This window comes from Erythrobacter donghaensis, assembly GCF_001557325.1.
GTDB lineage: Bacteria > Pseudomonadota > Alphaproteobacteria > Sphingomonadales > Sphingomonadaceae > Erythrobacter > Erythrobacter donghaensis_B.
Map to the genome: position 1 here is coordinate 1 of NZ_LSJS01000053.1, position 11,186 is coordinate 11,186.

The following is an 11,186-nucleotide window of genomic DNA, read 5'->3' on the forward strand; positions in this document are numbered from 1 at the left end:
GGGACTCCTTGTTGCCCATTATGCCCGGCCACACACGGAAATCCTGACAGTCCCCGAACACGCTGCCCGCTATCACCGCGCTGAACACGACCCGGGCGTTGTCCTGCATCCGGACGAAACCATCACGCCATGCCTTGTGATCTGGCGCGCAGTTGGCCCCCGTGATCGCGACGAGCCGTCCACCGTCGGCAAGCCGCGCCACTGCTGATGACAGATGCCGGATGGCTGCGTCGGCCACACGTGAATCAACATTCAGCGCTGCCGAGAATGGCGGGTTCATGATGATGCAACTCGGCACCACAGCTGCATCGAGCCGGTCGTGGATCTGTGCGGCGTCGTGCATCGACACGTGCGAGCTTGCAAACAGGCTGCCAAGCAGGGCCGCACGCACTTCGGCAACCTCGTTCACGGCCAAACTGCATCCGGCAAATTCAGCCTGTACCGCCAACAGTCCCGTGCCTGCAGAAGGTTCGAGCACCAGTTCGTCCGGCAGAAAGCCCGCAGCAAACCCGGTCACCCATGCCAGTCCCAGCGGCGTCGAGAATTGCTGGTAGGCCTGCATTTCCTCGCTGCGCCGGGTTTGCGTCGGGGCAAGCCGGGCAATCCGTTCGACCAGTTTCAGGCGTTCGAACGGATCGGCGGTCCTGGCATGGATCGCAAGGCCGTAGCGGCGCATGAACAGCAATTGCGCGACCTCGACGGCTTCGTAGGCGATCTTCCAGTCCCAGGCTCCTGTCGCATCGCTTGCTCCAAAGGCGGACTGCATGGCGGTACGAATGGCGGGCGTGTCGATCCGGCGACCGGCGGCAAGGTGACCAAGCAGGTCATGGGCTGCGGTGATGATCGCGGTAGCGGTTTGCTGCGGGCAAGCAGCGGCAGGTGGGCGCGCGGAGGCACCCGCCAAAGGCGAGTTGGTCATGTCGGAATTCCTTCAATGAAGTTGGGGAAGTGCAGGCCGGATCAGGCGGGCGGAATATAGGCCTCGTAAGGATTGCCCGGCGCGAGGTGCCCGAACGGTGTCATCACATAGTCGCCGGCGTTGCGGCCAACGGCGCAAAGAACGTAACGGGTTTCGCCGCTGGCAACCTCGGTGCATTCCATCAGCGCGAGATCGCCCGCTTGTGCCGCTTGCAGCAGCGTCTCGAAATTGACGCGGGCATGGTCAGGAATTGCCATGGCAAGGCTCCTTCATCGGTGAGGGGGGAACAAGACACGCGGGGCGACCGGGGCCGCCCCGCGCGAGCAAAGTTCATTCGGCAGCGATTGCGAAGGCATCGTCGGCGTCCGCCTGTTCGGCATCATCCGCGAGGAAATCGGGGAGGTCCGCAATGTCAGCTTCATTTGCTTCTATGACCGGTAACCGCAGGGGTTCAGGCAACCAGCCAGTGCCGCCCAGCAGCCGTTCGGCCTCGCGCGCCATGTCACCCTTCTTGAGATGTTCGATCAGGGCTGCGGTCGCATCGCCCTTGGCTTCGCGGACCGCTTCAATGATCCGGGGTTTGGTCACCCGGCCGAGGTAGTTGTCGACCGTTGGCGTCCAGCCAGCCTCGGCCATGTCGAGCCCGACGACTGCTGCCAGAGCATCGGCGGCGGCAATGCGCTGCGCCACACCGTGCGCCGAGATGCGTCCGTCATAGCTCTTGCTCGGCTCAAACAGCGCGTTGACGCCTTGGCTGACACAGTGGGCGAGCAGCGCCATCTGCTCATCCTGCGGCATAGCGGCGAGGGCGTCCCACAGCGGCTGTGGTTCATCCGGCAGCCTTTCACCCCAATTTTCGTGCCGCGCCTGGATCGACTGGCTCCAGACACTCTCGCGCAAGTTTGGTGCGACATTGCCGAGCCAGGCCTGGGTAACGCCGATCTGCACACAGCCATGAGTCCCGTGGGGACGGAACACCGCCAGGACGAGCGCATGAAGAAGGGCGAGGAACGCCGCCTGCGGAGCGTTGGCCAGTGCATCGCGCAGCGCGAGCGTGCGTTCAGCAGTGAGTTCGGAAACGAGCCTGTCAGGCAACGGCTTGATCGCCTCATCTTCGTCGTCGTCACCGCCGATTGGCGCCGCTTGCCCTGCGACGGTGACAGTCGCGCCATCGGACATGTCGGGGTTGGTTTCGTGCGCACCGTCATTCTGGCCTTCTGCGACGGGTTCATCTTCAGGACGGACATAGCCGCGGTCGATCCGCAGGCGACCATCGTGGGTCAGCGAAATGAACACGCCAGCACGCACCATGTCGTCCGGATCGTAGACCGTGGGACGGCTGTTCAAGGCGGTCAGTTCGGCATCGATCTCGGTCAGCCGCGCATCGACTTCGTCGGGAAGGTCGCTGCCATCGCCGTAGTCGTCGCCAATGCGGTCATATTCCTCGACCAGCACATCGCGCCGTGCCTGCTCGTCGTCGGTCAACGGAACGGTCGTGCCGACGATCCGGCGTTTGCCGCGCTCGCAGCCATAGGGCAGGTCGACGGCAGCCTCGACCCATTTCCAGCCTTCGGCACCGATTTCCTGAGCCAGTTCGTTGAGCTTCTCGCTCACCAGCAATTCGACCAGTGCGGGATCTTGCAACCATCCATCCTCGTCCGTCGAGAACAGATCGCGCATCACATAGCCGCCAGCCTCGGTGTAGGCGTCAATGCCGATGAACCGGACGCGGCGGTCGCTTGCGGAAATCGCATCTTCGGTCAGCAAGCGGCGGATGTGGTAAGCTGGCACATGGTGCCCCTGATTGACCTGTTCCCAGACCTGCTCTTGGCGCGCGTGGTTGTCGGTGACCGAGAAGGCCATGAGCTGTTCGAGCGTGATGCCGTCCTCACCATAGATCTCGAGCAGGGTGGGCGAGACCGAGGCGAGCCGAAGGCGCTGGCGTACGGTCGAGACAGACACGAAAAACCGCGCGGCGATATCTTCCTCCGACAGGCCCGCTTCGATCAGCGCGCTGAAGGCACGGAACTGGTCGAGCGGATGCAGCGCAACGCGCATGACGTTTTCCGCGAGCGAGTCCTCTTCGGCAATCCCGGCTTCACGCACGACGCAAGGAACGGGCTGATCCTTGGCCATCCGCTTGGTCTTCACCAGCAGTTCGAGGGCCCGGAAACGGCGGCCACCGGCCGGCACTTCGAACATGCCGGTTTCCTTGCCGTCGGCGTCAAGCAAGGGGCGGACGTTGATGCTCTGGAGCAGGGTCCGGCGGTAAATGTCCTCGGCCAGATCCTCGATCGAAAGGCCGGCTTTCACGCGCCGCACATTCTTCTGGCTCAGCACCAGCTGCGAAAACGGGATGTCGCGCGAGGCGCTAAGCACGAGCTTGGGCAATGTCTTGGTCATGGGGTTTCTCCATGACGGGCCGCCCGAAAGACTCTCTCTCAGGCCCGAACCCGTCACGAAGCGAAGCGCCGCCCTCTCACTTTCGAGAAGGCAGCGCAACGCAGGAGTAACACGCTGGGCCCGGGGAGGCTTAGTGCACCCGGTCGAGCAACTTCTTGGCCTTGCCCTCCATGTCGAGCCGGGCGTCCTGATGGGCCTTGGACCGCGCCAATGCGGTGATGCCCTGCACGAAATCGAAGATCGATTCCGGCGGGCGGCCCTCCTCGGCGAGGACGGTCTCGATGATCCGGCCGGTTTCAGCCTTGGAGAACCCGCGCGCCCGGAGGAAATCCTGACGGTCTTCATCACTGCGGGCGACAATTCGCTCTCGCGCGGTCTTGATGCCGTTGATGAACGGCTGCGGCGAGGAATTGGCAAAGTTCAGCAGCGCCGGTTCGGCTTCGTGGGCAAAGCGGTTCGCCGCATATTTGCTGTGGCGGATGCTGATCTCTTCGAAGTCCTCCACCCCCCACAGGTTCCGGTTCTGGCAGACCGCGCGCAGGTAGAAGCTCGCCATGCCGAGCGTCTTGGCGCCGACCTCGGAGTTCCAGCAATAGAACCCGCGGAAGTAGAGATCGGGCGATCCGTCGGGCAGCCGCCCGGCTTCGATCGGGTTGAGATCATCGACCAGAAACAGGAAGACGTCGCGATCCGACGCATAGAGCGTGGTCGTATCCTTCGAGATGTCGACGTTAGGGTTGTAGACCCCGGTCGACCAGTCGAGCACGCCCGGAACCTTCCAGCGTGTGTCGCCGGTGCCGTTGCCAGCGATCTTCTGCACCGCTTCGACAAGCTCATGGTCGTAGATCCGGCCGTAGTCGGGGCCGGTCACGGCGCGCAGTTCGAGGCGGCCATTGTCGGTTTCGAGCGTCTTGATCTGCTCGGCTCGGTTGGAGGTCAGCCCGTATTGCAGATTGATCGCGGCGAGCGGCGCCGGAAGTTGGCGCAGATAGGTAGCAGGAGCGCCTACCTGGCTGGCCAGTTGCCCAAAGCTCCAGTGGGTTGGCGTCACCGGTGCCTCGGCACCCGGCAACATGAGAGCCAGGCGTTCCGGATCATTGCGGTTTGCTTCGACATGGATCAGCGCCGTCTCGACCACGCGCGTCCGGCTCCGGTCAGACCGACCGCGCACTGATCGGGCCAAATCGCCCAGTGACAGAAACCGCTCATCATCTGGGCGCGAGAACCACTCCGACGACACCCGACCCACGCGCGAGCCGCGCGAGACATCCACCTTATAGCCGCCGCTTGAGTCGCGGCGCGTATCGAGAACCTGCATATCCATGGGAAATCTCCATGACGGCTGGCCGGGAGCCTCTCTCTCGACCCTCATCCCGTCACGGCGAAGCCCGCCAGACTCTCACTCTCCCCCTCAACGCTTACAACCGCGCGAGCGGCCAGCGAAATCGCCAAAGCAAGAAACTGCACCCTGAACGAGGCGGAGCATCGCGTCATCGCTCGCGCAGGCGGAAAGGCGGGGCCTGTCGGCTTTCCCAGCCTGCGCTTCGTTTCATGTCCGCCGGTTCAGAGTGCGTGCGGGGCCCTTGTGGTGAAACGCCGCGCCCGCAGGAGTGCGCCGGAACGGCGCACGGGACCGAGCGCGTCGCCAGCCCCGCTCCTCGTTTCGGGGCGTTGTGGGGTGTCCCCGCTGAGGTGGGTGTGAAGAAGACGCACAGCGGCTTCGACCAGGGAGGAAACCTCCTCCCGCACATCGAAAATCAAGCCACTACGCCAGCCTACGAAACACGTTGATTACGTGGCGATTACGTGGCCCTCGACAGCCCCTTCGAAGGGGTGTATATTTGCACCTAAGTCATTGAGAAGTTTGGTGGACGCACTAGGGCTCGAACCTAGGACCCGCTGATTAAGAGCTGAAATCAGAGGGTCCTCGTGCTTCCGCATACGTCCAAAAACGGCTGAAATCCGCGATTCATAGTCCGCATTGTTCTTGAAATGTTCGCCAGTATCCACTACAAAAAGCTACCTAAGGTAGCAGGGACATATGGCGAACAAAGTTGGATTGACGGATGCTCGGATCGCAGGTTTGAAAGCGCCTGCGAGCGGGCAAATTGAGGTCGCTGATGGCATCGTGACCGGTCTGCGGCTCCGAATGGGAGCGAGCGGCACCAAAACTTATATCTTGCGTAAGCGCGTTCAAGGTAAATGGTTGAACGTGACTATCGGGCGGCATGGCCCGAATTTCACTCTTGCACACGCCCGTCGGAAGGCACGGGACCTACTCGTCGATGTTGAGCAAGGCAAAAGCATCGCCAGAAAGCCGGGAGCTAAGAGGAAGGGATCGAAGGGTGTCGGCACCGTCGCCGAACTATACGAGACATACCTGGCTCAACAGATCGTCGGCAAAAAGCGGAGCGCGAATGAGTTCGACCGGGTTTTCCGCAAGTACATTGAACCTGAGCTAGGCGACCGCCTCGCCGATTCGATCACCCGAAGCGACGTCAGCCGCTTCGTAGAGAAGATCGCATTTGAGCGGGGCAAGGAAACCCTGACGATGGCTCGCATCGTTTATCGGCACCTTTCGACGTTCTACTCATGGGCGCTCACCAGACTTGAACATTTGCCAGCCAATCCGTGCCGGGACGCCTGGCGCCCAAAAAGGAGCGAGCCTCGCGACCGGGTGCTCAGCGATCGAGAGGTCGCTGCACTGTGGCAAGCCGCCGTCGAGGATGGCTATCCGTTTGGTCATCTTGTGCAGATGTTGATTCTCACGGCCCAGCGCCGGGGAGAGGTGCTCGACGCCACTTGCGACGAATTCGACTTCAAGGGGAAAGTTTGGACTGTACCAGGAGATAGAGCGAAAAACGGCAAGGCAAATGTGGTGCCTTTATCCGCACAGGCCCTCGAGGTCGTCACCGACATCTTCACGGCCGCCGGGATCGCGCCTGAAGATGCTCACAAGCAATCCCAAATTCTATTGGCATCCAAGGTCACCAGCACAAACAGTGTCAGTGGGCTGTCAAAGGCCTGGAAGCGGATAAGGGCAAGCGTGGACGAGAAACTCGGCTACGAAGCCGCTCATTTTACCATGCATGACATTCGCCGGACGGTGGCGACCGGACTGCAGAGGATTGGAATACCGCTGGTCGTTTCAGAGGCCGTTCTCAATCATCAGTCCGGCTCGGCAATGGCTGGCGTCGCCGGAGTCTATCATCGGCATCAGTACACGAATGAAAAACGCGAAGCTCTCGCACTGTGGGGTAGGGAGGTTCTACTGCTCGTCGCGAAATATCCGCCCCAGAATCAAGAAAGATGACTGCCCGCGCCAATCCAGTCGGCGCGTAGGCGATCCATGCCTGCAACGACGCCTTCGACAATCACGTTCGAACCGATGAGATCGTCGGTAACTTCCTCGCTTTCGACGATCCAAACCTCGTCCGATTTCGTGGTCAGGATCATTCCGCGTCGTCCGCGGCTCAGCATTCCCGACACGCGTATTCGACCGGAACCCACAAACCACCCCCTGCTCAAAATTGCCAATGACGCAGCACGTCGCGCACATAGGCCGGTGTCTCGCCATTGCGTGGGATACCGCCGGCCCGCTCGACGGCGCCAGGGCCCGCATTGTAGGCAGCGAGGGCGAGATGAACTACCCCGAATTTGTCGAGCATCTGGCGTAGATATCTGGCTGCACCCAAGATGTTCGCCTTGGGATCGAAGCGATTTGAAACGCCAAGGTCCCGCGCTGTACCTGGCATCAATTGGCCCAAACCTGCGGCCCCGGCCTTGCTGATGGCCATCGGATTATATCGTGATTCCGTCCATACAAGAGCGTCGAGAAGGCCGCTTGGTAGCGAGTATTGAGCCTCAGCAGCGTAAACATGAGGAAGGTAGCTTGCCCGACGGAATCCCGATGGCGCGCTGCCCTGGGGCTTTGGATATCGATAGGGCAGATAGGTTCGACCCGCATCGGTAGCCGGCGGCTCGGACGAGCCCGCTGGAGGCATTCTCCAAATGCCGTGTTCGATGAGACGAAAGCCATCGGTTCCTTCTGCAACGCGGAAGCCGTCGGTCGTCAACTCCGAGGCAAAGGTCATCTGAGGGGCTTCCGGCTCCTGCGCGTGAGCGGGGAGGACGAACCCAAGTCCTGCCGTTGCCACTGCGGCTACTGCCGATTTCAGTCTCATTCCCGAATCCTTTAATGGTCGAATCGGGATGGAACATATATAGAACATATGATGTAGGAAAATGAAACGTCAGCGACGCAGAGCGGAGGCTGCGCGGGTGGAAGCACGTTACGATGGAGATGCCCCCATGCGCCAAAACCGATCATCCCGATTCCAAAGTCTGCAACTGGAAAACCGCGCGCGCAAGATAGTTGAGCAGCTAGGCGGTACCTGGTCGCGTTCGCGCGGAATGTGCTGTTGCCCGGCCCACGACGACCGCACTCCTTCGCTAAGCATCACACTCGGAAAGCGCGCAATCCTTGTTCATTGCTTTGCCGGCTGCACGAACGAGGCGGTGATAGAAGCCATGGCCGAGCTCGGAATACGAATTGCGGACCTGTTTGATGGCACGAGTGGTCCGATCGTGGCCGAACCGCGCGAGGATGTCGCCAATCGCAATGCGCTGAGGCTCTGGCGTGAGGCGTCGACCATCGCTGGCAGCCCCGCCGAAAAGTACCTCGTGTCCAGAGGCATCACGATTTCTTCGCCGGAGCTGCGTTTCCACCCGCATATGCCGCTGGGGCCAAAGGGTGCTGTCCGGTTTCTTCCCGCGATGATCGCGGCCGTGCGCAATGATGCCGGAATTCTGGCGCTGCACCGCTCCTTCCTCGACCTCGACAAAACCAGCTTGGCTTCTTTCGATCAGCCCAGGCGTGCGTTAGGCAGTCCCGGTTCTGGCGCGGTGCGTTTCGCGTACCCGGATGGGGGACGCCTTGGCCTTGCAGAAGGAAACGAAACGGCCCTCTCAGCGATGCAAATGTTCAAGGTTCCCTGCTGGGCGACGCTAGGAAACGAACGCTTCGGACAGGTCACAATCCCGGAATCGGTGCGCCAGCTGTATCTCTTTGTCGACAATGATGCGGGTGGGCGCCTTGCTGAAGAGCGCGCGCGAAACGCTTACGCTTGCGAAGCGCGGCTGATTGTCACCAGGCGTCCGCAGCAGACCGGCGATGATTGGAATGATGTGCTCATGCGCTCAGTCCGAGCTGCGGTCTGAATGTCGGTGAGAGGAAAGCGGGCTTGGGGCCTTGTGAGGCCCCCGGACGGATCCATCTGAACGGACACCCGGACAAACCCAGGGCCTCTTCAGGAGGTCTCTCATGTCACATGCAAATACCGCTTTCGCATTCTCCGATCCAGCCGAGCCGCAAGTGTTGGCAGCGGCGAGGGCGCTGGCCGCGCGGCTCGCTGCAGATCAAGCAATCTCACGGGTCACTGTGAATGCAACAATGGCCGATCACTTCGGCGGTAGCGACGCCGAAGGACGCTGGTCCGTACGTGATGCCCATGCCGCACTTGAATTGGCGCAGGTGCTTTTCCTGGCGCAGGCAACTGAATTCTCACCTGCGATGTCGTCCAGCTTCGCCGATGAGGCATTCACGCACTTCGAACGCCTGGTCCCGACCCAGTCCAACCGGAGCGATGAGCAGATCGAGTGGCAACAATTCGCAACGCCGCCCCGTTTGGCCTGGATGGCTGCAAAGGCATCCGCGATTTCTGTTAACGAACTGGTTCTCGAACCTTCGGCCGGGACCGGGATGCTGGCCGTATGGGCGGCAAAGGCAGCGGCGCGTCTTGCTCTCAACGAGATATCGCCGCTGCGCCGCGAATGCCTGGGCGCCGTGTTTCCGAACGCGACAGTCACTGGATTTGACGGGGAACTGATCGACGAACTTCTCACGCCCGACGTGGGTCCAAGCGTGGTGCTGATGAACCCGCCCTATTCACGCGGTATCGAGAGGGGCCACGATAGTCGCACTGGCGATCGCCATTTGCGTTCTGCCTGGAAGCGCCTTCTGCCCGGTGGCCGCCTGGTCGCAGTGATGCCCGAATGGTTCGAGCTTCCGAAGTTCCTTGCTGGGATTGCCGGTCCCGTTTCATTGCGCCTCAACGCGACGATCGAGCGAGGTTTCGTCAAGCAGGGCACATCAATCTCTACCCGGCTCCTGGTTCTCGACAAGGCTGATGATGTTGCCAGCCCGATCATCGCCCAGCCTGCAAACTTTGCCGAGCTTCATCTGCTGGTCGAGATGCTGCCTGACCGGGTAAGCCTGCCCTCCGAGCCCAGCATCGGCATCAAGCCAGCCTTGCCGCTTCGACTGGTGGCGAACAGGACAAAACCGGTTCCACTTAAGGTCCATCCAGCCGCTGCGGCGCCGTCGATACTGCCGCTTGAATTTACTCCGCTCGAAGCACCTGCGCCGATCGAAAGCCAGGTTGGGCATTATTTGCCTTACCGACCGAGCCGGATCTCAATTGCAAATGCGGTCTCCCACCCGACCCCGCTGGTAGAATCCGTCGCAATGGGTTCGATAACCGCACCCGTGCCGGAAGTGGTGCCTCAGCTTCCTTCGAGTATCATTGCTGAAGGCGTCTTATCCGCTGCGCAGGCCGAGACCCTGATCTATGCCGCAAGCGCCCATGCCCGCGATCTGCCAGGCCGGTTCGAGCCCGACGACAAGGGCTGCGCCTTGAAGGCGAGCGCCGAGGGGCACGCCTATCGCATGGGCTACTTTCTTGGTGACGGAACTGGCGCAGGCAAAGGCCGGCAAGTCGCATCTGTCATCCTCGACCGGTGGGTGAGGGGTGAACGGCGCCACATCTGGATCTCCAAGAACGAAGCTTTGCTCGAGGATGCCCGCCGCGATTGGAGCGCGCTCGGTGGCCTTCCCATCGACATCCAGCCGCTCGGCCAGTGGAAGCTCGGTGTCCCGATTGGGATGCGCGAGGGCATACTCTTCGTTACTTATCCGACACTGCGCTCGGGCCGCAGCGACGCGACTAGGCTCGAGCAAATTCTCGAATGGTCAGGAGAGGACTTCGACGGCGTCATCGTTTTCGACGAAGCCCATGCGATGGCCAACGCCGCTGGCGGGGAGGGCTCACGTGGTAAGGTCAAGGGATCGGAGCAGGGCATTGCCGGTGTTCGCATCCAGAATCTGTTGCCGCGCGCCCGCGTGCTCTACGCTTCTGCGACCGGGGCATCCGACGTCAATAATCTCGCCTATGCGACCCGTCTCGGTCTGTGGGGTCCCGAAACGGCTTTTGCCAATCGCGAAGCCTTCGTCGCGGACATCCGCGATGGCGGTATCGCTGCAATGGAACTGGTCGCCCGAGACCTGAAGTCACTCGGACTGTACGCGGCGAGGGCACTTTCATTCGCCGGAGTTGAGTACGAGATTCTCGAGCATGGCCTGACCCCCGATCAGGTAACGGTTTATGACGCCTATGCAGACGCCTGGGCAATCATTCATGCCAACCTGCGCGAGGCACTCGAGGCAACCCGGATCGTCGACACTGACAGTGGCGATACCCTGAATTCAGGTGCCAAATCGGCGGCGCTCTCGGTGTTTGAAGGCACCAAGCAGCGCTTCTTCGCGCAGCTCCTTCTATCGATGAAGCTGCCGAGCCTGCTGCCTGCGATTGATACGGCACTTGCCGACGGCAACGCGGTTGTAGTGCAACTCGTCTCGACCGCCGAAGCCATGCTCAATCGCCGCCTCGCTGATCTCTCCGATGCAGAACGTGAAGCGCTCGAAATCGATCTCTCCCCCCGCGAATATGTCTAATGTGGAGCTCCACATTAAACATATTCTTTGCAGTCGCAGTTTATGTCGAGCGTGGCGGCGAGAGACGCAGGT

General features: G+C 61.2%; 8 protein-coding genes, 1 tRNA gene and 1 pseudogene. 3 read left to right on the plus strand and 7 right to left on the minus strand.

What is annotated here, in order from left to right; genetic code table 11:
* The 5 genes and pseudogenes from AX692_RS02060 to AX692_RS02080 form a co-directional block, all read right to left on the minus strand.
* Positions 1–919: pseudogene (locus AX692_RS02060) on the minus strand (methyltransferase); the annotation flags it as partial.
* Between the two features lie 41 nt (positions 920–960).
* Entirely contained in the window at positions 961–1,176 is a 216-nt protein-coding gene (locus AX692_RS02065) for a DUF6117 family protein (protein ID WP_066546230.1), read from the minus strand.
* A gap of 73 nt (positions 1,177–1,249) precedes the next feature.
* Positions 1,250–3,322: a ParB/RepB/Spo0J family partition protein gene (locus tag AX692_RS02070; protein ID WP_066546227.1), complete on the minus strand. Its 2,073-nt coding sequence runs from the start codon at positions 3,320–3,322 to the stop codon at positions 1,250–1,252.
* Between the two features lie 130 nt (positions 3,323–3,452).
* Complete coding sequence (locus AX692_RS02075) at positions 3,453–4,646, minus strand: hypothetical protein (protein WP_066546224.1); 1,194 nt, start codon at positions 4,644–4,646, stop codon at positions 3,453–3,455.
* Between the two features lie 541 nt (positions 4,647–5,187).
* Positions 5,188–5,269, minus strand: a tRNA-OTHER gene (locus AX692_RS02080).
* A 94-nt stretch (positions 5,270–5,363) separates the two neighbouring features.
* On the opposite strand from AX692_RS02080, the gene AX692_RS02085 reads away from it, so the two are divergent.
* Positions 5,364–6,635: a tyrosine-type recombinase/integrase gene (locus tag AX692_RS02085; RefSeq protein WP_062902860.1), complete on the plus strand. Its 1,272-nt coding sequence runs from the start codon at positions 5,364–5,366 to the stop codon at positions 6,633–6,635.
* Here AX692_RS02085 and AX692_RS19940 read toward each other — a convergent pair.
* Together AX692_RS19940 and AX692_RS18690 are read right to left on the minus strand one after the other, a co-directional pair.
* Complete coding sequence (locus AX692_RS19940; protein WP_054729032.1) at positions 6,623–6,802, minus strand: DUF5818 domain-containing protein; 180 nt, start codon at positions 6,800–6,802, stop codon at positions 6,623–6,625. The genes AX692_RS02085 and AX692_RS19940 overlap by 13 nt on opposite strands.
* Before the next feature lie 44 nt (positions 6,803–6,846).
* Entirely contained in the window at positions 6,847–7,506 is a 660-nt protein-coding gene (locus tag AX692_RS18690; protein WP_081095072.1) for a lytic transglycosylase domain-containing protein, read from the minus strand.
* Between the two features lie 127 nt (positions 7,507–7,633).
* Here AX692_RS18690 and AX692_RS02090 point away from each other — a divergent pair, with 127 nt between their 5' ends.
* Both AX692_RS02090 and AX692_RS02095 read left to right on the plus strand, forming a co-directional pair.
* Positions 7,634–8,542, plus strand: a complete 909-nt coding sequence (locus tag AX692_RS02090) for a DUF7146 domain-containing protein (RefSeq protein WP_073974252.1) — start codon at positions 7,634–7,636, stop codon at positions 8,540–8,542.
* A gap of 103 nt (positions 8,543–8,645) precedes the next feature.
* Positions 8,646–11,114, plus strand: a complete 2,469-nt coding sequence (locus tag AX692_RS02095) for a strawberry notch family protein (RefSeq protein WP_073974253.1) — start codon at positions 8,646–8,648, stop codon at positions 11,112–11,114.
* Positions 11,115–11,186: the final 72 nt, after the last annotated feature.

Coding starts and splice junctions, on each gene's coding strand:
- AX692_RS02065 (WP_066546230.1), bottom strand. CDS start 1,176: ATGGCAATTCCTGACCATGCCCGCGTCAATTTCGAGACGCTGCTGCAA.
- AX692_RS02070 (WP_066546227.1), bottom strand. CDS start 3,322: ATGACCAAGACATTGCCCAAGCTCGTGCTTAGCGCCTCGCGCGACATC.
- AX692_RS02075 (WP_066546224.1), bottom strand. CDS start 4,646: ATGGATATGCAGGTTCTCGATACGCGCCGCGACTCAAGCGGCGGCTAT.
- AX692_RS02085 (WP_062902860.1), top strand. CDS start 5,364: ATGGCGAACAAAGTTGGATTGACGGATGCTCGGATCGCAGGTTTGAAA.
- AX692_RS19940 (WP_054729032.1), bottom strand. CDS start 6,802: ATGCTGAGCCGCGGACGACGCGGAATGATCCTGACCACGAAATCGGAC.
- AX692_RS18690 (WP_081095072.1), bottom strand. CDS start 7,506: ATGAGACTGAAATCGGCAGTAGCCGCAGTGGCAACGGCAGGACTTGGG.
- AX692_RS02090 (WP_073974252.1), top strand. CDS start 7,634: ATGCGCCAAAACCGATCATCCCGATTCCAAAGTCTGCAACTGGAAAAC.
- AX692_RS02095 (WP_073974253.1), top strand. CDS start 8,646: ATGTCACATGCAAATACCGCTTTCGCATTCTCCGATCCAGCCGAGCCG.